Raw genomic sequence first — 24,031 nt, forward strand, 5'->3', positions numbered from 1 at the left:
GGGTTTTATACTGTTTTACCGTTTGGACAGTATTTCTGTCGATTTGGACAGTATTGGATCCGATTCCGACAGTATTTCGGTTAAATCGGACAGTATTTGCAGCAATCCGGACAGTATATCCAGTTAACTGGAAATCTAATCACCATAACCACTAAAAAAAGGCACTCTCAACTGAGAGCACCTTCCTTCACCCCGCCTGAATGACCAAATGCAAACTTCTTTTTAACAATCGCAGTGTTTGCTCGACAAATTGTTCAAGAGAATCGGCACTGACGGATTTATTGCCGTACATCATCCGGTAAAAAGCAGCTTGATCTTCTGAAATTGATTCACTGCTTAAAAACAAGTGAAGTACTTCTATTCCCATTTTTTTCGCTTCGGATACGGCGTTTGCAGTGTCCACTACGCCGTTTTCTGCATAATTATAAGCAGATGGTTCGCCATCTGAGAAAACCAGTAAAAAGCGATGTTTTTCAGGACGTCGCTTTAATCGATTGTTCATCCAACGAATGGCAAAACCGTCGCGATTGTCTTCGTGTGCATCGAGTGACGCTATGGTCTCGGCGTGGTCTTTGTTGCGATCTTCAAATTTATGCATCCACTCAAAGTAATTGGGTTGTTCGGCGTCACTTGCTTCGTACGCATCTTCGTAAAACAACACAATTTCATGAGGGACATTCAATCCACGCAACACATCATGGAACAACAGAACCGCTTGTTTTGTTTCCTCTAATTTATCAAGCATTGATGCTGATCCATCAATCAACAAACAAAAAACGGCGTCAAGTTCTTTAGATGGTGCTGTTTTCCGGTAGAACGGTTTTGGTCGCTCTTCAATCGCAAGCGGGACCAGTTTTTTCGACAGTCTTCCTGCATTCAAGTTTGTACGAATGCCTTCTTGTCTTTGTGTCATTCGCTTTTTCAATTCTTTCAACAAAGCGCGAACATGAGGCGCTTGTTTCCTACGCCAGTTTTCAATATCCAAACGGTGATCGCCTACAGCTTTTAATCTCGACTCGTGATACACCACTTGATCATTTGCGGAACCAAATTTCCCTTCCGCTTTTTTCGGTTCGCTTTTCATTTGGCGATCGTCTTTATCGCTATCTTCTAAATGTTCACCGCTCGAATCACCTTTTGCCGTTTGTTCCACTTCACTTGCTCCGGCTTCCTCCCTACCACCATCTGCAATTTGTGAATCTCCGCTTTCTAACTCGAATTCCATCGCAGGTGCATCGCTTATTTCCGTCTCACGATGCCAAGCTCCAAACCATTCTTCGATGGTTTCTATTTCTTCAGGTTCTTCCGCTTCCTCTGCTTCAATGCCCTCATGGTAATGAAACGGTGGGATTTTCTCAAGCGCTTCCCCAAACGTATAATACGTATGAAGCGCATCGGATTCGAGTACAAACTCTGCACGGTCCATCATCCGATTTACGATCCTTACAGAATCCATCGTAGATTTTGCGTCAAACAACTCTGTCCAAATTAAAGACAATGCCCCCGTCAGTTCTCCTACATCTATTTCGACTCCACGTAAACGTAAATACGCTGCGTTGATGAAAAGATCGCTCTTAAAGCCTTTTTTTAGATTTTGCTCGGATTGATTTTCGTGATATTCCGTATAAACTACTTCACGGGTTTGAAAAGCGGTAACTGTTCCAGGACGAGCCGCTTTAATTTGTTCAGAAAGTCTAAACTCTTCTGCACATAATAATAATTGTTCGCGAAGGCTTGGCAAGGTCGTTTTGCTTTTTTTAAATTCACGCCATGCCGTTAAATCGAACTCCCGCCAAAACCCCGCCGCCAATAAATAAATGTCAGACAAATAACCGTTGCGCTCTATTCGTTTTGTTCGGTGTCGCCAAAATACACTCATTGATATCGCCAATTCAGATGGCCGCAATTCGATTAACTTACGCGTGGTCACTTTTAAATACGGCGCATCTGCTAAAGCAGCAGCAAGTAATTCCATTTGGTGAAGCAACTTCGTATCAATGGTTTCATTATTAAACTGAATAAAGCGGTTAACTGAGGTCATCATTTTCACCTACTTTTTCCAAGTATTCGCCAAGTCCATGAACAAATCACGTTCACTTTCATCATCTAGTTTTTCTGCTATCGCATACTGAACAGCACGTATCGGATCCATGTATTGAGCAAGAGCCGTGGCATCTAGTAAACTCCGAATTGAAGCGGCTTCTTCCGACAGCAAGCCATTTTCCACTTGCTTCATCAAATCTTCTGCCAAGTTCAGCATGAATGTTTTCAACTCTTTTTCTGCATCTGGAAATTCACGATTCCACAATTCAGCTAATTGTTGTCCGGTTAAATAAGGAATCGGATAAGCGATAAAACGATTTTTTAAGGCTTCATTCATAGGTGCTGTGCCAATATACCCTTCGTTTATCGCAGAAATTACACCAAAATCCGGATGAGCTTCTATTACTTCACCCGTAAATGGATTGGTCATCATGCGGCGATGATCTAATGCACTGTGCAGTATAGGCAAGGTTTCTGCTTTAGCCATATTAATTTCATCGATATATAAAAAATGTCCTTTTTTCATTGCGGTAACAACTGGACCTTCAACAAATTCAATAACACTTTGCCCATCGCGTTGCACCAATGTTTTAAAACCTAGTAACGCTTCTGCATCCAAGTCAACTGAACAGTTAATGCTTTGCATAGGTTGTTTAAAGAGTGCTGAAATGCTTTCTGCCAGTTTGGTCTTACCTGCACCAGTTGGTCCTTTTAATAACACAGGTTTCCGTAACACAATCGCTGATAAAATATCTTCCCATAAATGCTCGTCTGGAGCGATATAGCCTGTTTTGCCGATCAGTTTATCGTATTTTTCATGTGACTGTTTTTGTCGTTTTGATATATCTTCATTTATAAATGACATAGAACATCCCTCTTTCCATAGAAAAAGCCGATGTTTCCATCGGCTTTTTAACTTTATTGCTGTAGTTTATTCAAAATAAGTTTTATAGAAGCCACCGATTTTCCCTGTGTTATCGACCACAAAGATAAATTCTTCAGTTTCATTTTTAACTTCGTATTCTTTACCGACGGTTAGAACATTTGAAACTAAAAATTTAGCAGCATCTGTATGTTTGCATGTCACAGTTTTGATCGTTTCTTTGTCCAGCCATTCATTGTGAAGCATCATCATCACCCTTTTCTATCTGTCTATCTTTTAGTATAAGGAAAAATCCAGCTAAATTCAAACAGTCTCTATTGTTACTAACGCTTCAACCACATTATCAATCATCACTCTTAGGAAACTTCAACGTATAAAGATACCGTAACACTATAATAAAAACGATAAAAATAGACACGGAAACTAAAAATGCTTGTATATGATTGAGGATGGTTTCATAGGCATATGGAAACGTTCTACCTATATTAAAATAGATGAACATCCAAACAAATCCTGCGGTATAAGCAAACAACATATAACGCATCATTGGAAAGCGATTGGCCCCTAAAACGTACGGCATTGCCCAGCGAATTCCCGGCAAGAAAAAACTAAAAGCAATAGCCCACTCCCCATGCCTTTCCAAAAATGTACTAAAGCGGCTAATTACTTGTTTAAAAGTCGTTTTGTTCAAACGCCTTAACAACCGGTGCCCTAAGCTACGACCGATAAAGTAAGCAAAGGTATTGCTTGTGATCAACCCCGCGTAAGCTGATAAAAAAGCATAATACGGATTAAAATCGCTAATTTCGGTCAAAACGCCTGAAAATGCTGCAGCCACTTCATTTGGAATGGGCAAACCAAATAACAGCAACCAATTAAATACAAACATACTAAAATACCCATATTTTTGCACCAATTCTAGAAGAAACGAAATATCCATGGACTTCTACCGCCTTAGGTGTTCTTTCCTATATCATGACAAAAAAAAGATAGTCCTGCAACGCAGGACTATCCATTTCAATAAATATTAAGATTCAAGTAATAAATCTTCTGGGTTTTCGATCATATCTTTAACCATTTTCAAGAAACCAACAGAATCGCTTCCGTCAATTACACGGTGATCATATGATAAAGCAACGTACATCATTGGGCGAATTTGAACTTCGTCACCAATAGCAACAGGACGTTTTTGGATTGTGTGCATACCAAGAATACCAACCTGTGTACCATTTAAAATTGGTGTAGACATCAATGAACCAAATACGCCACCGTTCGTGATTGTAAACGAACCGCCTGTCATATCTGCCATTGAAAGTTTTTTATCGCGAGCTTTTTTAGCAAGCTCTCCGATAGTCGCTTCAATTTCTGCAAAGTTCTTTTTGTCTGTATCACGAACGATTGGCACAACAAGTCCTTCTTCAGTTGAAACGGCAATACCTACGTCATAAAACTGTTTTAGCAATACGTCAGTACCATCTAATTCAGCGTTAACGTATGGGTATTTTTTCAATGCAGCAGTAACTGCTTTAGTGAAGAATGACATAAAGCCAAGTTTCACATCGTTATTTTTAAGGAATTGATCTTTTTTACGGCTACGTAATGCCATAACGTTTGTCATATCAATTTCGTTAAAAGTAGTTAACATAGCAGTTGATTGTTTTACTTCAAGAAGACGTTTTGCAATTGTTTGACGACGTCTTGTCATTTTTTCACGAACCACGCGACCATTTTCTTCATCAGAAGAAGGCGCAGCAGCTTTTGGTGCTTCAGCTTTTGGAGCAGGTGCGCTTGCTGCCGGTTTAGAACCGTGAGCTTCAACGTCTTGAACGCGTACACGTCCCATTGGGTCTACTGGAGTAATCGCTGCAAGATCGATTCCTTTTTCACGAGCTAATTTGCGCGCTGCAGGACTAGCAATCGTACGGTCAGAAGAAGATTGCTCTTCAGCTGCTTTGTCTTCAGCTACTGGTTCTTGAGCAGCAGGAGCTTCTGTTTTAGCTGGCTCTTCTGTTTTTTGTGGAGCTTCTTCTGTTTTCGGTGCAGCAGTTTCGCCAGAACCTTCGCCTACAATAGCGATTACTTGTCCAACTTCAACCGTATCGCCTTCTTGTGCTAAATGTTCTTGAACAACTCCAGCTTCTTCAGAAATAACTTCAACGTTTACTTTATCTGTTTCCAGTTCAACGATGAATTCTCCTTTTTCAACTGTTTCGCCCGGCTGTTTAAGCCACTGAGCGATTGTTCCTTCTGTAATCGATTCTGCTAATTCTGGTACTTTGATCTCTGCCACAAAAAATTCCTCCTTAGGTTATCCTTACAATTTCGCTAATGCTTCATCAATGATACGTGTTTGTTCTACTTTATGCGCTTCGCCATCGCCTTCTGCAGGGCTTTGACGTTGGATACGTCCGAAGTATTTTACTTCTTTACCGTCTCCTAATTCACGCAAGTACGGATCTGCAAATGTCCATGATCCCATGTTCATTGGTTCTTCTTGTACCCAAGCTAATTCTTTAGCATTCGGATAACGGTCAACGATCGCTTTAATCTTTTCAGCCGGGAATGGATATAATTGCTCAACACGAACAATATGTGCCCAATCGTAACCTGAACCGTCTTTAACTCGTTCTGCTAAATCAATAGCCATTTTACCACTTGCAAATAAAATACGTTTTACTTTTTTCACATTTTCGCCCATATTCGGCTGTTCAATAACAGTTTTAAAATGACCTTCTGTTAAGTCGTCTACTGAAGCACCTACTAATGGATGACGCAATAATGATTTAGGTGAAACGATAATTAAAGGACGAATCGACTCTTCTCCAAGCATTTTTGCCTGACGGCGTAAAATGTGGAAATAGTTTGCTGCACTAGAAAGGTTGGCAACTGTCCAGTTGTTTTCAGCAGCCATTTGAAGATGTCTTTCTAAACGTGCACTCGAATGCTCTGGGCCTTGCCCTTCATAGCCGTGAGGCAGAAGCATAACTAAACCTGATTTTTGTCCCCATTTCGCACGACCAGCAGAGATAAACTGGTCAAACATCATTTGAGCCATATTGGCAAAATCGCCATACTGCGCTTCCCAAATAACTAATGCTTTATCATTTTCTACATTGTATCCATATTCAAAGCCAAGAACTGATGCTTCACTAAGTGGACTGTTGTAAACAACAAATGATGCTTTAGCATCTGAAATGTGATGTAACGGAACAAGTTCGTTACCGTTCTTTTCATCATGTAACACAAGATGACGATGTGCAAATGTTCCGCGTTGTGCATCTTGACCAGTTAAACGGATTGGATTGCCATCTTGTAAAATCGTACCGAATGCAAGAGTTTCAGCATGTGCCCAATCAATTTTCCCTTTGCCTTTGAAAGGTTCTTCACGGCGCTTTAAGATTTTTGCTAATTTGCCGAAAGCAGAAAAATCACTTGGCCAAGACAAAAGCTCTTCGTTCATTTTAGTAAGAACATCTTTATCAATTCCTGTTGGAACTTCAGGATAACCATTTAAAACAGCTTCAGGGATTTCAAGTTTCGGGAAATCTTCTGATTTGTTTTCTTTTACGCGATCATAAGCTTCTTGCATTTCTTTTTGAACAGCTGCATCAAGCTTTTGAACATCGTCATCAGATAACACATTTTCAGCTGCTAATTGTTTGCCGTAAAGTTTGCGAACCGTATCATGTTGATGAATGCCATGATACATTGTCGGATTTGTAACTAATGGTTCATCCATTTCGTTATGTCCATAACGGCGATAACCGATTAAATCAATCAAGATATCTTTGCCGAATTTTTCGCGGTATTCAAAAGCTAAACGAGCAACTGCAACTACTGCTTCTGGCTCATCAGCATTAACATGAACAACTGGGACTTCAAATCCTTTTGCTGGATCCGAAGAATAATGAGTAGAACGAGAATCAAATTGTTCTGTTGTAAATCCGATCAAATTGTTTGCGATAATGTGGATAGATCCACCTGTTTGATAAGCTTTCACACGACTAAAGTTTAAAGTTTCTGTAACAATCCCTTGTCCCGGGAATGCTGCATCACCATGTACTAAAATAGCATATGATTTTCTTGGATCTATTTCAGCAATACCTGTTTGAGTTGTAAGCTCTTGAGCAGCACGAGTTTGGCCTGCAACGATTGGGCTAACTATTTCCAAATGTGACGGGTTATACGCCAGCTTAACGCTTGTACCAGTTGCAGACTTATAAGCTGCACCCATATGGTATTTCACATCGCCAAACCACCCTTTAGTGATTTGAAGTGAACCGTCTTTTGGAAGAAATGCTTCGTCGCCAACGTGGGCAAATCCAGCAAACATCATTTCATAAGGTTTGTTTAAAATATGAGTAAGCACATTTAAACGACCGCGATGCGCCATCCCGATCATAATGTCTTTCGTTCCTGCTGACTCGGACATGCGAACAAGTTCATCCATTAAAACAACTAATGAGTCAACACCCTCGATAGAAAAGCGTTTTTGTCCAACAAATGTACGGTGTACAAATTTCTCAAAACCTTCTACACGCGTCAACAAATCTAAAACTTGTTTTTTCTTCTCAGCATCAAGTGATGGTTTGGCAATACCTGCTTCGATTTTTTCTTGTAACCAGCTACGTTCTTGTGGCTGAATAACATGAGAAAATTCAAAAGCAATTTTGTCTGTGTAAAGAGATTTCAAGTAATTAATAGCTTCTAAGCCGTTAGTTACATTATTCGGTACATTATTCAAAACAAATGATGCAGGTACTCTTTTTAAATCTTGTTCGCTTAACCCGTAAGTTGAAGGTTCCATGCGTGAAGTATCTTTTGGCTGATCGTTTAGCGGATAGATATCTGATGCTAAATGACCATGCGCACGAATCGCTTCAGCTAAATGAACAGCAGCCAACACTTTTTCGAAATTATTTGGTTCTACAGTTGTTGCACCTGAAGTTTGTTGCTCTTTAGGAACTTCAGTAGGCGGTCCGTATTGCTTAAAAAGTTCAACGTATTCTGGGTCAAGTAATTCTGGTGATTCTTGATACAGATCATACATTTCCATTACGTATCCCAAGTTCGGACCAGTAATGGAGCTCCACGGGGATTTTGCATCTGGATAATTGCTAGACATTAAAAAAACCTCCAACTATTTGTTTGACGGCAGTCACTTTATTTGTATATGTCTTGCCCATTTTATCACGCTTCCGATTAGACATAAAGCAGAAGGCGCTTAGGCAATAAAAGTTTAAAATTCCCTATCAATCTTACTACTTCCCTGGCGAAAATCAAAGCATTTTCGTGAAAAGATTCACATAACAACCGATAAAGTACATTTAAACAGTTTATCGCGCTAATTTAGCCGTTTTTAAGCGCTTTTTTCACAGCACTGAATATAAATAGGCAGTTCCTTTACCTTTTCCCTTGGCCAAATAAAGTGCAGCATCTGCTTTTTTAACTAATTCATCAAAATCTTGTCCATGTTCTGGATAGATGGCAATTCCTACTGAAGATGTAGGCGTAAAGTGATGGTCATTAATTGTCCACCCTTCATCAAGTGATTCATTAATGCGCGTTATCACACTTTCAATATGTTGTTCACTATTTTCCGGCACTACTCCACGTAAGGCTACTAAAAACTCATCGCCACCTACTCTTGCGACTAAATCTTCTTTACGTATGCTTCGTTTAATCGCATCGCCAAAATGAAAAATAAACTCGTCTCCCACATCATGTCCAAACTGATCGTTGACCAATTTAAAGTCATCGCCATCTAAGTACAATAAAACGATAAATTCGTTTTTGGCATCTGCTTGCTCTTTAATCTGTTGAAATTGTTGAATCATGAAACGTCGATTTGGTAAATTGGTCAAACTATCATGATAAGCCATAAAATGAAGCTTTTCTTCTAATTGCTTTCGTTCTGTCACATCGAAGAGAATCGATAAAAATTGATAAATTTCTCCATCTACATCTAATAACGGAATAATCGTTACGTCTACCCAGAAAAATTCGCCATTGCGCTTCACGCTTTTAATCTGGCCCCGCCATATTGAACCTTGCAAAGTCACTTCACGAATTTCTTTGTATAATTTCGGGGTAACAACCGCTTCTCCTATTTCAGATATATTTAAGCCAATCATATCCGACGGTTTATAACCGGTTAATTCATTTAAATTATCATTTACGAACTCTATCGTACCAGAGACATTCCAAATTGCGACAAGTGCTGCGTAATTAAGCGCTTCTTTGTAGCTTTCCAGAATATTTTCAGTCTTTTTCAGCTCATTTTTTAACAACAATTCATTGGTCAGTTCCCGAAAGACGATATGAAATGCTCGAATCATTCCATTTTCTTTCACAGGCGAATAACTAACCGAAAACTTAGCTTCAGTCCCGTCTTGTTTCATGCGTTTCATAATCATTGATGTACTTTTTGATTGTGCTGAAAATTGTTGCAGCAAGTTTTTACCCGCTCCAAACAATTCCTTTTGTTTATCGGGTAATTCATGATAATAACGGCCAATCCATTGCCCTTTAAACACTCCAAATGTATTTTCATAAGCTGGATTTAAATCGAGAATCATAAAATCTGCTGAAATCATAATCATCGGATCTACTGAGTTTTGAACCAAAGATTCAAAAAACAAATAATCTTCTTCTATTTTCTTTTGCGCGGTCACATTTTTTGTAACTGCAAGAACAAATCGCTCATTCCCATATTCCATAGGTGTAAGCTCTGTTTCCATCGCAGTTTCTAAATCGCTAAACAAACTATAGTCCCGATAGGTGTGTTTTTTTCCAACCTTTAACGCAATCAAATATTGTTTTTTTATCTCTGTTGCTAGTGAAGGCGGCATACTTTCATCTAAATTAGTACCGACCAACTGTTTATCAAAAAGCGTTAAGCAAACGGAATTAACATACATATAGTCAAACGTGTCTCCATTTTGCCTCATGAAATAAACCGGATCTTTAGCGTTTTTATATAGTAGATCGAGCTGCTCCACTGTAAAAGGCATTAACATCTAATTCACCGCTTTCCATTACACATATTGACTTGAGAAAAGAGTAACTTCCTCAATAAATTTTTCATAACGTTGTTGTTCTTTTAAATCAGTGGTTGATATCATTCGGCTATTGACCAAGTCGTCAGCCCATTCAAATTTCGAAGTAGAAAGATAAGTCGCGTTTCCAGTAAGTTGAAGTTGAATAGTTTCGCCCTCTTTTCTAACGGAACATTTGACGAGTCCTCCCGGGTTATAAACGGATACTTCACCAAATGGCACCAATCCTGCCATGCAACTAATAAGTGCCGAAGCGGTCATGGCAGTGCCACAAGCATTTGTAAAGCCGACACCTCGTTCATATGTCCGAACAAATATCCCCCGTTCAACCGGCGTCACATAACTAACATTGACTCCATCAGGGAAATACTTGTTCTCCCCATTAAACTGCTGTGCCCACTTTTGTTGGTGGCTAGTGTCTTTTTGAAGTTCTTCAGGTACAATTCCAATCAAATGTGGGTTTGGCACAGAGACTGCTGAAAAAGGAATTTCTTCTGAAATAAATGGCAATGGCTTTTGAATCCATTCTGTATGATCTAAATAAGTCATTGGCAAACTGCTAAGAGAAAATGATACCGGAGAAATTTCGACAGCGTAAGTCTCAATTCCTTCGTTTAAGGTTTCTTCTTTTTTGACACGCAAAGATGCTTTCATTGTTTCGATTACTGCTTCTTGAACGTTGTCACGTTCGCAAACATAGCGTGCAACACAACGAAGACCATTCCCGCACATGGAAGCTTCAGAACCATCATTGTTAAAAACACGCATTTTCGCATGTGCGACCGCTGATGGCAAAATCACCAATATACCATCAATTTTTTTATCTAGAGCTGAGAGCTGAATTGCTAATCTTGCGTAATCATCGCGCTCTTCTCCTTCAAACATGTAAAACGTATTCATAGAGCCATGGACTTTTATCAATGTCATTTCCATTCCGGTCACCTCTTATAAATTAATTAAATTCACTTTGTATAAGTTGCTACCAATTTAGCCATTTCAGCAGCCGTAATTGGTGCTTCAGCTTGAGTCATTGCTTCGATTAACTGATCTTTATCCGACTTTAATTGCAACAGTTCTTTCATAAAGCGTTCTGCAGACAATTCTTCTTCTTCGACGACTTTTGCGAATCCTTGCTTTTCAAATAAGTTAGCATTGAGTATTTGATCCCCACGACTTTTTTGCATGGATAACGGCACAAGTAACATTGGTTTTTTTAATGCCAAAAATTCAAATATAGAATTCGAACCCGCACGGGACACGACAAAATCTGTCATGTGCAATAAATGAGGTAATTCGTGCGTAACGTACTCAAACTGACGATAGTTTTTGTGAGCATCTAGTTCTGGTACAAGATTTCCTTTACCGCATAAATGGATTATATTAAATTGTTTAAGCAACTGCTCTAAATTGTTATGAATCGCTGAATTGATCATTGCAGACCCTTGACTACCCCCCATAACCATTAAAACAGGCAAGTCATTCGTAAATGAACTTATTTCACGTCCCTTTTCTGCTGTGCCTTCCATAAGCTCGTTGCGAATAACCGATCCTGTACATGTAGACTTATCACTCGGTACGTGCGCTAATGTTTCTTTAAACACCGTGAAAATATGATCCGCAAAAGGCAAAGCAAGTTTGTTGGCTAGTCCAGGAGTAACATCCGATTCATGAATAATTACCGGAATCGACATCATTCGCCCTGCCATCACAACAGGAACCGAGACAAATCCACCTTTTGAAAAAATGGCTACTGGCTTGGTTTTGCGTATGATAGTTAATGCTTGCACCAATCCTGCACCCACTCGAAACGGATCCGAGAAGTTTTTTGTAGAGAAATAACGCCTTAATTTACCACTCGAGATGGCGTGATATGGAACTGATGGAAACGACTCTCGAATAAGTTCATTTTCAATGCCTTCTTTAGATCCGATATATTCTACATGAAAACCTAAATTCTTTAACTCTGGAATTAATGCTTGATTTAGCGAGACATGCCCCGCTGTTCCGCCCCCGGTCAATAAAATTGTTTTGTTGTTCATCATTCGTCCTACTCTCATCTGATAATTTGGTAAAGCTAGTTTCTCATTAAGTGAAAGACTAACTATGCTATACTAAAATTTATGTGTTAAATTTAGTTGAATTCATTTTACTACATAAGAAAAACATGTGACTCTACGTATCATTTTAGTAAATTATTGATAAACTAGCGATAATAAATCATCATACGTAGATTGTGGGAGGAAAGAACATATGCACGAAACGCACACTAAAAAAGAAAAACTTTTGTTATTAGTGAAGATTGTTTTTCCAATTCTAGTTACACAAGTAGCCATGTATATGGTGACATTTTTCGATATTTATATGACTTCCCGATACGGAACAGAAGATTTAGCAGGAGTATCGATTGGATCCTCTTTTTGGGTTCCTGTATACATCGGTCTAGCTGGTATCCTCATGTCCATTACCCCAATTGTAGCACAATTGATGGGGGCTAAGAAAAAAGAACAAGTAAAACAAGCTGTCCAACAAGGAATTTATTTGTCTCTATTGCTTGCCACTATTGTTTTTGCTTTTTTCTACTTTGGAATTGATCTTTTGCTTGCACTTATGAATCTTGAACCAGCTGTTGCCGACGTTGCCAGTCGCTATATACAAGCAATGAGCATCGGGTTAATCCCCTTATTTGCATATACGACATTACGTTCTTATATTGATGCACTGGGTGCAACTCGCGTTACTATGGTCATCTCTCTTTTATCAACACCAATCAATATTCTTTTCAACTATTTATTGATTTTCGGGAAATTTGGATTCCCTGAACTTGGTGGTGTCGGTGCGGGACTTGCTTCTGCAATCACTTATTGGCTAATTTTAGCGATTGCCGTGTGGATTATTCACACTCGAAACCCATTTTCTGTTTACGGCATTTTCCGCCAATGGCCAAAACTATCATTAAGCCGTTGGATTGAAATTAGTCGGATTGGTGTTCCTATCGGCATTTCGATTTTTGTAGAAACGAGCATATTCTCAGCAGTAACCTTCATGTTGGCTGCCTATGGCACTTACACCATTGCCGCTCACCAAATCGCTTTAAATTTTACTTCTCTCTTGTACATGTTGCCACTTAGCATATCGATGGGCGCTACTATCCTTGTTGGTTACGAAGTTGGCGCTAAACGCTTCCAGGATGCAAGACAATATAGTTGGTTGAGTGTATTTACTGCAGTGACGTTTAGTTTTGTATCAGCTTGTATTCTCTACTTTATGCGTGCGGAAATTGCCGCTTTGTATACATCTGATCCCGTTGTAATTGAATTGGCCGTTCAATTTTTAGTATTTGCTGCTTTGTTCCAACTTTCAGATGCTATTCAAGCGCCTGTCCAAGGTGCACTTCGTGGCTATAAAGATGTTAACATTACGTTTATTATGGCCGTTATTTCTTATTGGGTCATCGGCTTACCTTGCGGATACTTGTTAGCTAATTACACCGATTTTGGTTCATTTGGATATTGGATCGGGTTAATCGTTGGATTAACTGCAGGTGCCATTACGTTGTCTATTCGTTTATTAAGCATCCAAAAAAGAATTGCTGGGCAAACGACTACATGATACTAAAAAAACAGGCATCGAAAATCAAATGATTTTCGATGCCTGTTTTTTATTTTTATTGAGATGCTAATTTTTTGTACAAAGCTGCTAAACTCGTTTTTTCAGAATCAGATAAATCAGATTCTGAAATACGTATTAATGCCAATTCTAATTTTTGTTGTTTCGACTTGCGTACTCGTGGATGCGTCAGCTCATCATTTAACTCGATAAGCATATATTTTTCGAGCTCTTCTTGTGTACGAATTTGTGCTGTTGCCGCTCGTTGAGGCCAAAGTTTTTGGTACAGTTCGATCATGGAAGCTCGACTCCTTCTAGCCCTTCACCAATGACTACAATTTGGTTTTGCATCTTCATATATTCCGGTAACCATTGGGCCATTCCATAGGCAAATTGAAAGGCATGCGGGTATTTATCGCCTTCAAGTGGCACATACCCTTTAATCCGATAAACCGAATCGGGTAATGTGCGTAGCCACTCTTCAAACTTTTCCCGTTGAACAGGTGCATCAAACTGCAACACTTTAGCATTTAAATTTAGTTTCGAAACGGGAGCTTTCACAACATCTTTTGCGGTAGATGCCGATATTTTATCCAATGCTGAAAACGGTATTTTCGCATGAACTGTTTGAATAATTTGAGCCGTCGGATTCAGCGATTGAATTTCATATACTACTGTCCCTTGTTCACTATCGGTCAGTAAATCCATTTTGTTGGCTAATATCAAGTCCGCGTGACGGATTTGTTCTAAAAACAATGAACGAATTTGCGGAGATAGGTGATTTCGATCCATCCATCTTTTACTATCCGCAACGGTTACAATGCCTTTAAAGTTTAACTTCTCTGCAAATAACGGAGAAAAAATAGCGTCTAATGCTTCTACAGGATGCGCAGCACCGGTTGTTTCAATAAGCAGCACATCAAAATCTTCTTCTGCTAACAGCGTTTGAATTTGTGCTTCTGATTTTTCAGAGCCGGTACAACAAATACACCCATCCAAAATTTCCTTTAGTGGTACTCCGTCTTCGACTGAATCAGAATCCATATTCATTTTGCCAAGCTCATTCATGAATACTGCCGGCTTTAACCCTTTTTCTTTCATTTGACTGATCATGGTTTTTAAAAGCGTCGTTTTTCCGCTTCCTAAAAATCCACTGAACAAATATACGTCTTTCATCAACTCATCCTTTCCATCATTAATTAAGAAAAGGCCCGCATAAGCGGACCTTCAGGATCACTCTTCAGTTTCTTCTACTTCTTCTGGTTCAGAAGCTGTAATACCTGCTTCCTCCATTGAAATCTTTTTCGCTTCTTGCAATTGCGGATCATCATTTTTGATTTTTTCACGCAATGCATCCATGACCGCAAATGTACTGTCTTCAGTCAAGACGCCTGTTGCTTCCAATTCTTTTTCTTCTTGGAAAGCTTTTACAGCCTCTGTCATTTGCTCTTCAAAAACGCCATCTACTTCACCAACATCGTAGCCAAGCGCTTCGAGCATTTGCTCTGCAGTTTTGACTTGTTCAGAAATTGTCCCATCTTTTAATTCGATGGAAGTATCTAAAACCGGTAGAGAAGCATAAGCAGGATACCCAACTTCTACATCTGGTTCGATACCTTTTTCATGAATCCAGTTACCATCCGGCGTTAACCACTTAGCTGTTGTAAACTTCAAGTTAGAACCATCTTGAAGATCATTGGCTGTTTGGACAGTCCCTTTACCAAAGGTTTTTTCTCCAACTAATTGAATATCAGCCGATTCGTTCATCGCACCAGCTAAAATCTCAGAAGCTGAGGCACTTCCCCCATCAATTAATAAGGTAACGGGTACTTTAATTTTAGTTCCAGAGGAAGAGGTGTAGATTTCAGGCTCTTCGCCTTTTGCTTGAACTTCAAACAAAGGTTTTCCTTCTTCAATAAATAAGTCGGAAATATCAAGTGCTACATTCAACAAGCCGCCTGGATTTCCACGCACATCCATCACGAGCGCTTCCATTCCTTCGTCTTCCATCTCTTTAATAGCATCGAGCAATTCTTGATACGTATTTTCAGAGAAACTAGTCACTTGAATATGCGCTACATTGTCTCCAATCATTTCTGCATAAACAGTTTCGATTGGAATTTCATCACGTACGATTGTGATATCAATAGGGTCTGCGTTCTCCCCACGTTTAACAGTCAGCGTGACTTCAGTTCCTTTTTCCCCGCGAATCAGCATCACAGCTTCGGTTGTCGTGTAACCTTGAATGCTGTCACCGTCTACTGCGATGATTTGATCGTTTGGCAAGATGCCTGCTTTTTCAGCTGGCGAATTTTTGATCGGCGAAACTACTGTTATAAAGCCGCCTCGTTCTTGCACTTCTGCGCCAATTCCTTGGAAACTAGACGAAATTCCCTCTAGAAATTGCGAAGCTTCCTCTTCATCCAAGTAATCTGAATAAGGATCGTCCAATGAATCAACCATGCCGTTAATAGCACCGTTAACTAATACATTTCTATCAACGTCTTTGTAATATTGATCCTGTATTTGATCATATGCTGTATATAGTTTTTCGAATTCACGTCGCTCTGGAGAATTTACTTCCACAGCTTTTTCGTCACCAAATGTTAAAGCGAAAACAGTTAATCCAGCCGTTGCTATTATTAAAAGAAACACTAGCATTATAAACGAGAATGTTTTCATCTTAATAGTGTGCGACGGTGATTCTTCTACCGGAGGAGTAGGTTCTTGCTGTTCTTCCGGACGTTTGTCATCCATCTATTTCACCACTTTCATAATCACGCTTGAAATTTGAGAACATGAAAAGAAAAAGACTGTCGAAACAGTCTTTTTTCAAGCCGACACAAAATGCTAAAGATTAAAGAATAATCTTTAGAAAATAGTGTCAACAATTTTACTAGTCTTGGATTGCTGCGTCTAATGCAACAACAATCATGTCGTTGAACGTTGTTTGACGTTCTTCAGCTGTAGTCACTTCACCCGTTAATAAGTGATCGCTTACCGTTAAAATTGACAATGCTTGGCAACCGAATTTAGCAGCTAATGTGTAAAGGGCTGCAGATTCCATCTCAAGAGCAAGGACGCCGTACTTAGCCCATTTTTCATGTTCTGCAAATTCATTATAGAAAATATCTTCAGTAAAGACGTTACCTACACGCAAGTTTAACCCTTTTTCAACACCAGCGTTGTAAGCTTTTAACAACAAATCGAAATCTGCAGTTGGTGCATAATCAATGCCGTTGAAAATAACTTCATTCATTTTAGAGTTAGTTGATGAACTTTGTGCCAAAATAACATCACGCACTTTTACATCTTTATGGATTGAACCACATGTACCAACACGGATTAATTTTTTTACATCATATTCTTGCATTAATTCTGTTACATAAATAGCAATTGAAGGTACGCCCATTCCTGTTCCTTGAACAGAAATACGTTTTCCTTTATATGTTCCAGTATAACCAAACATGTTGCGGACTTCGTTGTACAACGTTACATCTTCCAAAAAAGTTTCCGCTATGTATTTAGCGCGAAGCGGATCTCCTGGTAGTAAAATTGTTTCGGCAATATCGCCTTTTTTTGCATTAATGTGAACACTCATTTAAAAAACCTCACTTTTATATAGTAGATTTAATCATACTGTTTTTTCACAGCTAGTGCAACGACCAGCTTTATTCGTCTGTATAATCTCTCCACATTTCATCGAAAACGCTTGCTCTCATGACTGGATGTGCTTTTTCTTCAATGTATTTAGAAAGTCGTTCAAAATCAGTTTCGGATTTCGGAAATGAATGGTCCAAAAACATCGAATCTGAAAAACGTGAAAAGTCATCTGCCTCGAGTTTGCCACGGTATTTCAATGCAAATTGATAAAAAGAACGCTCCATGGTCGAACTCCTTTCAAATTTCGGGCAAAAAAAACCGGACAAACTGTCCGGGCCACCCTTTATTCAAATAATTTTTTATACTCGGATAAACCTTCATCATCTAACTGCTCTTTCGGTACAAAACGAAGAGCTGCAGAATTGATGCAATAACGAAGTCCACCTAAAGAAGATGGTCCATCAGGGAATAAATGGCCTAAATGCGAGTCGGCTGTTGCCGAACGAACTTCCGTTCTTCTCATACCGTGGCTTGTATCAAAGCTTTCTTTCACTTCAGTCGCTTCGATCGGTTTTGCAAAACTTGGCCATCCACAATGAGCATCAAATTTATCTTTCGAACTAAACAACGGTTTTCCAGAAACGATGTCTACGTAAATACCTTCTTCGAAATGTTGGTCATACTCTCCTTGGAATGGAGGTTCTGTTCCACTTTCTTGTGTTACATGATATTGCATCGGTGTTAACTTTCCTTTTAATTCGTCTTTCATAATTGTCCACCCCAATTCTTTTCTATAAACGCGGTTCGTCCAGATCCAACCGAATAACGATTGTAATGGGCAGGGTTTTTCTTATAGTAATCTTGATGGTATGTTTCTGCCAAATAAAATGGTTTTGCTTCTAGTATGGGTGTTACTACAGCTTTTTCAAATCTGCCCGAATTGTCCAATTCTTGTTTGGATTTTTCTGCAGCAAGTCGTTGTTCTTCGGAATGAACGAAAATAGCCGTTTGATACGATTCTCCCCGGTCAAAAAATTGACCTCCCGCATCTGTTGGATCGATTTGAGTCCAGAAGACGTCTAGTAATTTTTCATATGGGAAAATGTCGGGCTGAAATGTGATTTGGACCGCTTCAACATGTCCTGTAGCATTTGAACAAACTTGTTCATAAGTCGGGTTTTTTAACTCCCCGCCTGTATATCCACTTACTACTTCTTCAATGCCATCTAATGAATCGAAAGGTTTGACCATGCACCAAAAACAACCGCCTGCAAATGTTGCTTTTTCTGTCTTCATCTACTCACTCCGTTCCCTATGGTTCGATTGTTACCAATAACCGGATATCGTCGTCTTTTAAATTAAACGATGCCGCTCGAACAGAAATTCCATCATCTAAAGGTATTTCTGTTAACTTTAGTACCACTTCTTCATCTTTAGGCATCACTTCCATGAAATCTGGAAGGTCAACGGAATCTCTAAGTAACTTTAACGCAGATTCAGGCGGAATATCCAGCATGCCGACTTCTACAGACTTTTGTTCTAGCAATAAATTGCCATCTTCTTGAACAAGCGGTTCAAATTTCATCAAAATAGGTAATGTCACTGAAAACACCGTTAATTCTGTTGAAATACTGACATCGTCCGTAACTGATAAAGCGAGTGGAATCGGCTGATCTTTCATCGCTTTTTGTATATACGTATTGGCAATTCCTTCAAAATCTGCTTTTGTCGTATTGACGACTACTGTATTTCCGGCAGCAGGTCTGTTTTCTAAGGCCTGATACGATGTATAGTCTTTTGGCGGAGTCGTCACATAAAGCACCGCTCCTACCAATGCCAATGCATTCAACGCCAGCAGAGCAAAAAAAGGCTAAACGCCATTTTCTCATCATATCCTCACCCTATTCTTCATAACTCAATCCACATTCTTCCATCCGTTTTAAAATCCGGTTTGTCATTAAATCATAACCTTTACTATTGGGATGAAAAAAATCCGAATGGTAAACCAAGTTTTTATTGCCAACAAATAAATCACTGACAGGCACAAAACACGCCTGTGGATCTTCTTCTATTCTTTTTTGCATAACTTGATTAAAAGAGTCGATAATTTGATCAAATTCTTCTACTTCATCTGTGACCAGTGAAAACGGATTATAGATGCCCATCATGACTATCGGTACAGTTGGATTAATGTCTCGTATTGAAGAAAGAATTGTGTCAAAGCGGTTTTCATATAACACCAATTCATCGTCAAATGCTTCAATATTCAACGAAAACAAATCGCGTTTCACAATTCGCATAACGTCATTCCCACCTATAGTCATGGTTAAGTAATCTGCTTCGGTAATAGGACCTGTCAGTTTACCCTGCTGAAACATGGCTAGCAATTGATCACTACGCCGACCTCTTTTAGCGGTATTTTCAACAGCAACCCCTTCAATTCCTTGCCACGTTTGAATTTCGGCTGCTAACCTGCCTGTGTAGCCACCTAAATCTTCTTCATCACCGACTCCTTGAGATAGCGAATCTCCAAGTGCTGTGATGATTACAGCTTGAGGTTTAAAGTTTGGCGGTACCGTATAAGAACCGATAGCTGGTTCCTTTCTTGGTTCCGCCTGTTTGTTGCCAAAGATAAACGTTGGACTGCACCCCGCTACTATACCCATGGACAAAATGACGATTAACAGGATGCGTTTCAAATTCGTCTCTCCTTTTTTAAATGGGACTGTACTGTGTTATTAATCGGTATAATACATAAAACCTATTGCACCAATACCTGTATGCGTGGAAATTACTGGTGTTGTATAGTCAAATTGGATGTCAGTAAAACCGGTTTCTTTAATTTTTTCACGTAACGGATCGGCCATTGCACGGCCATTAGCGTGGGCAATGCCAACACCTTTAACTTGCTTGTCTTTAGTCCGGTCAAGAAAATCGTTCATCAAATAATCCACTACTTGTTTATGGCTTCTCACTTTAGCAACAGGTGTGTACTCTCCATTATCTAAAGAAGCGATGGGCTTGATTTTCATTAGAGAACCCAATAACGCACGGCCCTTTCCAATTCTTCCGCCTTTTACAAGGTTATCGAGTGTATCTACAACAACAAATAGTTTCGTGTTGAGGCGAATTTGTTCGACTCGTGCAACTATTTCGTCCATCGACTTTCCTTCTTTGGCCATTTTAGCTGCTTCAAAAACTTGGAATGTTAAAGCGTGCGAAATATAACGAGAGTCAATAACCGTGACGTCTGAATCAGAGAGTTGTGCTGCTGTTCGTGCAGACTCAACCGTGCCGCTCATGCCGCCGGTCATATGAATAGACAAAATTTGATCACCGTTTTCACCTAACTTGTCGTACAATTCTTTAAAAACACCTGGTGCTGGTTGAGAGCTTTTTGGCATTTCTTTCGAATTTTTTCATTAGCTCTAGAAAAGATTCCGGTTCAAGATCTACTCGGTCCAAATAAGTTTTCCCACCAACTTGTATGCTTAATGGAACTACATGCAAATCATATTTTTCAATGACCTCTGGCTTTAAATCAGCGGTCGAATCCGTGACGATATGAATCTTTGACATGAAATCACTTCTTTCTTCACCTAAATTTAAGTAACGGAATTTTTAAAGAACCTGTTAAATTGCAATAAATACCTATAAATTAAATTCTACTTTTGCCTAGACAATGTAGCAATCGTATCAGCAATTTGTGAGTGAATCATGGCAATCGCCTGTTTTGGATTCATCTCTTTTATTGATTCACTAGAAATCGGATCTAGTAGTTGAACTTTCACGGTTGCAGGCATTACTTTATTGTTATTTTTTTCCATGATATCAGCAGTTCCGTGAATAGCAATTGGCAAAATTGGTACATTTGCATCTTTTGCAATGCGTAAAAACCCTGCTTTAAATTCACCAAGGCCTTCCCCTTTGCTTCTTGTTCCTTCAGGAAAAATCAAAATAGAATGACCTTCTTTTAATTTTTCAACTGTATCGGTAATTGATTTCAAGGCACTTCGGCGATCTGTCCGATCCAGAAACACACAATTCATCTCTTCCATATACATCGGAATGATCGGGAATTTTTTTACTTCTTTTTTTGAAATAAAACCAAATGGTTTTGGGATCGTAGATAGCAATGTTGGAATATCAAAGTTTCCTTCATGATTACTGACGAACAGCACAGGTCCTGCAGGTAATTTCTCAAGTCCTTGAATAGTAACATTACTTTTCGTCCGCTTCATAATGCCCGCGGCCCACTTTTGCGGTTCTGTATGAATTAGTTGATCGTACTCTTCAAGCGACAGGTCTTGTTTTTGTTTCATGAATTTTTTTAAACTTATTGCGCTAAATGGCAAATAGCCAAAAAGAAATGAGAATGTACGAATAGAACTAAGCATGGTCATTTTTCTTTTTCCGTCTTTCGTATACTAAATATGAAAAAGCGACTTCGTTTGACATTTGCTGCTCAGACTCTGAAACTAGTTTCCACTCACGACCATATTCCGGAAAATACGTATCTCCGTCAAATTCTTGATGAATTAATGTGATGTAAAGACGATCTGCATCTGGCAATACCGACTCAAAAATTTGTTCCCCGCCAATAATCATTACTTCTTCATGTGCTTCTCTTGCCAATTTGATGGCATCTGATAAATTATGAACCACATCAACGCCTTCTGCCTCATAATGATCATTGCGTGTCACAACGATATTACGGCGTTTTGGCAGTGGACGCCCTATGGATTCGTACGTATTACGCCCCATCACTATGCCTTTTCCAATTGTATGTTCTTTAAAATAAGCCAAATCTGCAGGGATATGCCAAGGCAATTCGTTATTTTTTCCAATGACCCGGTTAGGATCATGAGCTACCATCAATGAAATCATACATCTTCCTCCTACCCCGCTTTTTACGGGTGTTAAACTTTAGTTAATGAAATCCTGTTGCTCGTTAAACCGCAACAGGTGCTTTTATCCGCGGGTGTGGATCGTAACCTTCTATGGTGATATCAGCAAGTGTTAAATCAAAAATGGACTCTACTTCTTCATTAATGTGTAATGTCGGTAGTGGTTTAGGCTCTCTTGTTAGTTGTTCTTGCACTTGTGATAGATGATTTGAATACAGGTGTGTGTCGCCTGTAGTGTGGACAAAATCGCCAACTTCCAATTTGCATTCACGCGCAATAAGATGTGTTAACAATGCATAAGAAGCGATATTAAACGGCACCCCTAAAAAGACATCTGCACTTCGTTGATACAGTTGGCATGAAAGTTTTCCATCTGCTACGTAAAATTGGAACATAATATGACAAGGCGGCAAAGCCATGTCGTCTATAAACTCTGGATTCCAAGCTGTGACAAGATGGCGGCGGGAATCTGGATTCTTTTTAATGGATTCGATAACATTTTTTAATTGATCGATCGTTCCACCTTCAGTTGTTGCCCATGAACGCCATTGTTTTCCATAAACAGGTCCTAAATCTCCGTATTTACTAGCAAATACCGGATTATCCATCACTTTTTGCTGAAAAATTTGCATTTGTTGTTTGTATAGCTCTGCAAACTCAGGATCTTTCTGCGCACGACGGCCAAAATCTGTCATATCTGGACCTGTATATTCATCACTTTCTACCCACTGGGCAAATGCCCACTCGTCCCATATATGGTTGTTGTCTTGCAACAACGCACGGACATTTGTATCACCTTTAATAAACCATAAAAGTTCCGATACAATTAAGCGGAACGCTGTCTTTTTAGTTGTCATTAATGGAAATCCTTGCGTTAAGTCAAATCGCATTTGATGGCCAAAAACACTTAATGTTCCTGTACCCGTTCGATCTTCTTTTTTTGCACCATTATGTAAAATATGTTCGCATAAGTCTAAATATTGCTTCATGTAATTCGCCTCCGTTGTTAAGTTTAATCATAACAAAAATATTGACTGAGAACACATCTGAACTAACAATACCTATTCATAAAATTATCAAAACAAAAAACCGTCACAAAGTGAACGGTTTAAGAAAGCCATTTTGGCGGAGTATTTTTAGACCAGTAGATATCTCCTAAAGCAATGTGTTTTTGAAAGTTATCATTAGCTACATGATAATGAAAGTTAAAAGAATAGCCTATTTGCGGCTTTTTCTCTGTTCGAACATGAAAACGAATTTCGTCTTTGTTTGTTTCAGTATCGTACACATGGAAGATTTTTTCTGCGTAATCCCCCGACGGTTTTTCGGAAATCGCTAACTTTTTAAGCTTGCTATCGTCAAGGCTTGCTAGATGAACATCAATTGCTCGTTGAATGTTTGGCAAAATCATTGTTTGAAACTCATCATGAATGACAGGTCCAATTCGAGAACCAAATTTCAAATACGATTGCTCTTCAGCAGATTGATAAACTACATCGAGTATCGAGTCACTCGTATCATAAAATTCGCTCGGGTCGACCCAGTCATAAATATATTGTTTGTTGTCACTTTCCGCTGCGTGTGATTTTGGTTGGTCCTTTTCGTCTAAAAGCGACTCCCAGATTAAATGATTCGGAGAGATTGCGCCCAATGTCAAAACGGCAACTGCAATCATCAGCGACTTTTGCCACCAATTTTTCATGAACATCACCTTTTCTTTTTGAACATTTTAGTAACATATCTGCTTATTTATACGTTTTTCATGGGTAAAGGTTTCATCTTCTTGAAATTCATTGTACAATAAAGTCATTAACAACGCCTTGTTTTTTTTTGAAAAGGAGGAATTTTCGTGGATGCATCATTATTGATCGGACTGGGTCTCCTGTTTATGCTCGGATACTTGACTTCACTTTCGTTTACAGACTAATAAT

The 24,031-nt window shown here is 39.1% G+C and carries 23 protein-coding genes and 1 pseudogene; 1 reads left to right on the forward strand and 23 read right to left on the reverse strand.

Features of this window, described 5'->3' with window-relative positions:
- Positions 1–187 precede the first annotated feature (187 nt).
- The 9 genes from GPDM_RS12320 to GPDM_RS12360 all read right to left on the reverse strand — a co-directional run bounded on the left by GPDM_RS12320 (position 188) and on the right by GPDM_RS12360 (position 12,023).
- Positions 188–2,041: a vWA domain-containing protein gene (locus GPDM_RS12320; RefSeq protein WP_008431838.1), complete on the reverse strand. Its 1,854-nt coding sequence runs from the start codon at positions 2,039–2,041 to the stop codon at positions 188–190.
- Between the two features lie 9 nt (positions 2,042–2,050).
- On the reverse strand, positions 2,051–2,908 hold the full coding sequence (locus GPDM_RS12325; protein WP_008431839.1) for an AAA family ATPase: 858 nt from the start codon (positions 2,906–2,908) through the stop codon (positions 2,051–2,053).
- Positions 2,909–2,974: 66 nt separating this feature from the next.
- Positions 2,975–3,172 (reverse strand): DUF6501 family protein, encoded by a 198-nt coding sequence (locus tag GPDM_RS12330; RefSeq protein WP_008431842.1) that lies wholly within the window; start codon positions 3,170–3,172, stop codon positions 2,975–2,977.
- Positions 3,173–3,269: 97 nt separating this feature from the next.
- Positions 3,270–3,866, reverse strand: coding sequence for a DedA family protein (locus GPDM_RS12335; RefSeq protein WP_008431844.1), 597 nt, complete (start codon positions 3,864–3,866; stop codon positions 3,270–3,272).
- An 87-nt stretch (positions 3,867–3,953) separates the two neighbouring features.
- On the reverse strand, positions 3,954–5,216 hold the full coding sequence (gene odhB, locus GPDM_RS12340) for a 2-oxoglutarate dehydrogenase complex dihydrolipoyllysine-residue succinyltransferase (protein WP_008431845.1): 1,263 nt from the start codon (positions 5,214–5,216) through the stop codon (positions 3,954–3,956).
- A gap of 24 nt (positions 5,217–5,240) precedes the next feature.
- Positions 5,241–8,051: a 2-oxoglutarate dehydrogenase E1 component gene (locus GPDM_RS12345; protein WP_008431847.1), complete on the reverse strand. Its 2,811-nt coding sequence runs from the start codon at positions 8,049–8,051 to the stop codon at positions 5,241–5,243.
- 247 nt (positions 8,052–8,298) lie between these two features.
- A complete protein-coding gene (locus tag GPDM_RS12350) occupies positions 8,299–9,945 on the reverse strand; it encodes a sensor domain-containing diguanylate cyclase (RefSeq protein WP_008431849.1) in 1,647 nt (548 codons plus the stop codon).
- An 18-nt stretch (positions 9,946–9,963) separates the two neighbouring features.
- Positions 9,964–10,917 carry a diaminopimelate epimerase gene (gene dapF, locus GPDM_RS12355; protein ID WP_008431851.1) on the reverse strand — a complete coding sequence of 318 codons (954 nt, stop codon included), beginning with the start codon at positions 10,915–10,917 and terminating at the stop codon, positions 9,964–9,966.
- Between the two features lie 29 nt (positions 10,918–10,946).
- A complete protein-coding gene (locus GPDM_RS12360) occupies positions 10,947–12,023 on the reverse strand; it encodes an undecaprenyldiphospho-muramoylpentapeptide beta-N-acetylglucosaminyltransferase (protein WP_008431853.1) in 1,077 nt (358 codons plus the stop codon).
- A 211-nt stretch (positions 12,024–12,234) separates the two neighbouring features.
- On the opposite strand from GPDM_RS12360, the gene GPDM_RS12365 reads away from it, so the two are divergent.
- Positions 12,235–13,593, forward strand: coding sequence for an MATE family efflux transporter (locus GPDM_RS12365; RefSeq protein ID WP_008431854.1), 1,359 nt, complete (start codon positions 12,235–12,237; stop codon positions 13,591–13,593).
- 55 nt (positions 13,594–13,648) lie between these two features.
- On the opposite strand, the gene GPDM_RS12370 is transcribed toward GPDM_RS12365, so the two are convergent.
- The 14 genes and pseudogenes from GPDM_RS12370 to GPDM_RS12435 all read right to left on the reverse strand — a co-directional run bounded on the left by GPDM_RS12370 (position 13,649) and on the right by GPDM_RS12435 (position 23,802).
- Entirely contained in the window at positions 13,649–13,888 is a 240-nt protein-coding gene (locus tag GPDM_RS12370; RefSeq protein WP_008431856.1) for a hypothetical protein, read from the reverse strand.
- Entirely contained in the window at positions 13,885–14,766 is an 882-nt protein-coding gene (locus GPDM_RS12375) for a CobW family GTP-binding protein (protein WP_008431857.1), read from the reverse strand. Before GPDM_RS12375 ends, GPDM_RS12370 begins: the two co-directional genes overlap by 4 nt.
- 57 nt (positions 14,767–14,823) lie before the next feature.
- Positions 14,824–16,347, reverse strand: a complete 1,524-nt coding sequence (locus tag GPDM_RS12380; RefSeq protein WP_008431859.1) for a lmo1851 family serine protease — start codon at positions 16,345–16,347, stop codon at positions 14,824–14,826.
- 139 nt (positions 16,348–16,486) lie between these two features.
- Entirely contained in the window at positions 16,487–17,191 is a 705-nt protein-coding gene (gene deoD, locus GPDM_RS12385; protein WP_008431860.1) for a purine-nucleoside phosphorylase, read from the reverse strand.
- 70 nt (positions 17,192–17,261) lie between these two features.
- Positions 17,262–17,477 carry a YozE family protein gene (locus GPDM_RS12390; RefSeq protein WP_008431862.1) on the reverse strand — a complete coding sequence of 72 codons (216 nt, stop codon included), beginning with the start codon at positions 17,475–17,477 and terminating at the stop codon, positions 17,262–17,264.
- A 59-nt stretch (positions 17,478–17,536) separates the two neighbouring features.
- On the reverse strand, positions 17,537–17,962 hold the full coding sequence (gene msrB / locus GPDM_RS12395; RefSeq protein WP_008431864.1) for a peptide-methionine (R)-S-oxide reductase MsrB: 426 nt from the start codon (positions 17,960–17,962) through the stop codon (positions 17,537–17,539).
- The gene (gene msrA, locus GPDM_RS12400) at positions 17,959–18,489 is read right to left on the reverse strand and encodes a peptide-methionine (S)-S-oxide reductase MsrA (RefSeq protein ID WP_008431866.1); all 531 of its coding nucleotides are present in this window, start codon (positions 18,487–18,489) and stop codon (positions 17,959–17,961) included. Before msrA ends, msrB begins: the two co-directional genes overlap by 4 nt.
- A 16-nt stretch (positions 18,490–18,505) precedes the next feature.
- Positions 18,506–19,033: a YpmS family protein gene (locus tag GPDM_RS12405; RefSeq protein WP_237704161.1), complete on the reverse strand. Its 528-nt coding sequence runs from the start codon at positions 19,031–19,033 to the stop codon at positions 18,506–18,508.
- 61 nt (positions 19,034–19,094) lie between these two features.
- Positions 19,095–19,892, reverse strand: a complete 798-nt coding sequence (locus tag GPDM_RS12410; protein WP_008431869.1) for a GDSL-type esterase/lipase family protein — start codon at positions 19,890–19,892, stop codon at positions 19,095–19,097.
- Between the two features lie 39 nt (positions 19,893–19,931).
- Positions 19,932–20,772 (reverse strand): annotated as a pseudogene (locus tag GPDM_RS12415) (DegV family protein).
- 86 nt (positions 20,773–20,858) lie between these two features.
- On the reverse strand, positions 20,859–21,596 hold the full coding sequence (locus GPDM_RS12420; RefSeq protein ID WP_008431875.1) for a lysophospholipid acyltransferase family protein: 738 nt from the start codon (positions 21,594–21,596) through the stop codon (positions 20,859–20,861).
- A complete protein-coding gene (locus GPDM_RS12425; RefSeq protein WP_008431876.1) occupies positions 21,583–22,080 on the reverse strand; it encodes a dihydrofolate reductase in 498 nt (165 codons plus the stop codon). The genes GPDM_RS12420 and GPDM_RS12425 overlap by 14 nt, the downstream gene beginning before the upstream one ends.
- A gap of 64 nt (positions 22,081–22,144) precedes the next feature.
- Entirely contained in the window at positions 22,145–23,089 is a 945-nt protein-coding gene (locus GPDM_RS12430; RefSeq protein ID WP_008431878.1) for a thymidylate synthase, read from the reverse strand.
- 119 nt (positions 23,090–23,208) lie between these two features.
- Positions 23,209–23,802 (reverse strand): YpjP family protein, encoded by a 594-nt coding sequence (locus GPDM_RS12435; protein ID WP_008431879.1) that lies wholly within the window; start codon positions 23,800–23,802, stop codon positions 23,209–23,211.
- Positions 23,803–24,031: the final 229 nt, after the last annotated feature.

Source organism: Planococcus donghaensis MPA1U2 (genome assembly GCF_000189395.1).
In the GTDB taxonomy this organism is placed as follows: Bacteria; Bacillota; Bacilli; order Bacillales_A; family Planococcaceae; genus Planococcus; species Planococcus donghaensis_B.

What these genes read in the sequence shown, in the direction of transcription:
- GPDM_RS12320 (WP_008431838.1), bottom strand. Translation starts at nt 2,041, where the DNA reads ATGACCTCAGTTAACCGCTTTATTCAGTTTAATAATGAAACCATTGAT.
- GPDM_RS12325 (WP_008431839.1), bottom strand. Translation starts at nt 2,908, where the DNA reads ATGTCATTTATAAATGAAGATATATCAAAACGACAAAAACAGTCACAT.
- GPDM_RS12330 (WP_008431842.1), bottom strand. Translation starts at nt 3,172, where the DNA reads ATGCTTCACAATGAATGGCTGGACAAAGAAACGATCAAAACTGTGACA.
- GPDM_RS12335 (WP_008431844.1), bottom strand. Translation starts at nt 3,866, where the DNA reads ATGGATATTTCGTTTCTTCTAGAATTGGTGCAAAAATATGGGTATTTT.
- GPDM_RS12345 (WP_008431847.1), bottom strand. Translation starts at nt 8,051, where the DNA reads ATGTCTAGCAATTATCCAGATGCAAAATCCCCGTGGAGCTCCATTACT.
- GPDM_RS12350 (WP_008431849.1), bottom strand. Translation starts at nt 9,945, where the DNA reads ATGTTAATGCCTTTTACAGTGGAGCAGCTCGATCTACTATATAAAAAC.
- dapF (WP_008431851.1), bottom strand. Translation starts at nt 10,917, where the DNA reads ATGGAAATGACATTGATAAAAGTCCATGGCTCTATGAATACGTTTTAC.
- GPDM_RS12360 (WP_008431853.1), bottom strand. Translation starts at nt 12,023, where the DNA reads ATGAACAACAAAACAATTTTATTGACCGGGGGCGGAACAGCGGGGCAT.
- GPDM_RS12365 (WP_008431854.1), top strand. Translation starts at nt 12,235, where the DNA reads ATGCACGAAACGCACACTAAAAAAGAAAAACTTTTGTTATTAGTGAAG.
- GPDM_RS12370 (WP_008431856.1), bottom strand. Translation starts at nt 13,888, where the DNA reads ATGATCGAACTGTACCAAAAACTTTGGCCTCAACGAGCGGCAACAGCA.
- GPDM_RS12375 (WP_008431857.1), bottom strand. Translation starts at nt 14,766, where the DNA reads ATGAAAGACGTATATTTGTTCAGTGGATTTTTAGGAAGCGGAAAAACG.
- GPDM_RS12380 (WP_008431859.1), bottom strand. Translation starts at nt 16,347, where the DNA reads ATGGATGACAAACGTCCGGAAGAACAGCAAGAACCTACTCCTCCGGTA.
- deoD (WP_008431860.1), bottom strand. Translation starts at nt 17,191, where the DNA reads ATGAGTGTTCACATTAATGCAAAAAAAGGCGATATTGCCGAAACAATT.
- GPDM_RS12390 (WP_008431862.1), bottom strand. Translation starts at nt 17,477, where the DNA reads ATGGAGCGTTCTTTTTATCAATTTGCATTGAAATACCGTGGCAAACTC.
- msrB (WP_008431864.1), bottom strand. Translation starts at nt 17,962, where the DNA reads ATGAAAGACGAATTAAAAGGAAAGTTAACACCGATGCAATATCATGTA.
- msrA (WP_008431866.1), bottom strand. Translation starts at nt 18,489, where the DNA reads ATGAAGACAGAAAAAGCAACATTTGCAGGCGGTTGTTTTTGGTGCATG.
- GPDM_RS12420 (WP_008431875.1), bottom strand. Translation starts at nt 21,596, where the DNA reads ATGACCATGCTTAGTTCTATTCGTACATTCTCATTTCTTTTTGGCTAT.
- GPDM_RS12425 (WP_008431876.1), bottom strand. Translation starts at nt 22,080, where the DNA reads ATGATTTCATTGATGGTAGCTCATGATCCTAACCGGGTCATTGGAAAA.
- GPDM_RS12430 (WP_008431878.1), bottom strand. Translation starts at nt 23,089, where the DNA reads ATGAAGCAATATTTAGACTTATGCGAACATATTTTACATAATGGTGCA.
- GPDM_RS12435 (WP_008431879.1), bottom strand. Translation starts at nt 23,802, where the DNA reads ATGAAAAATTGGTGGCAAAAGTCGCTGATGATTGCAGTTGCCGTTTTG.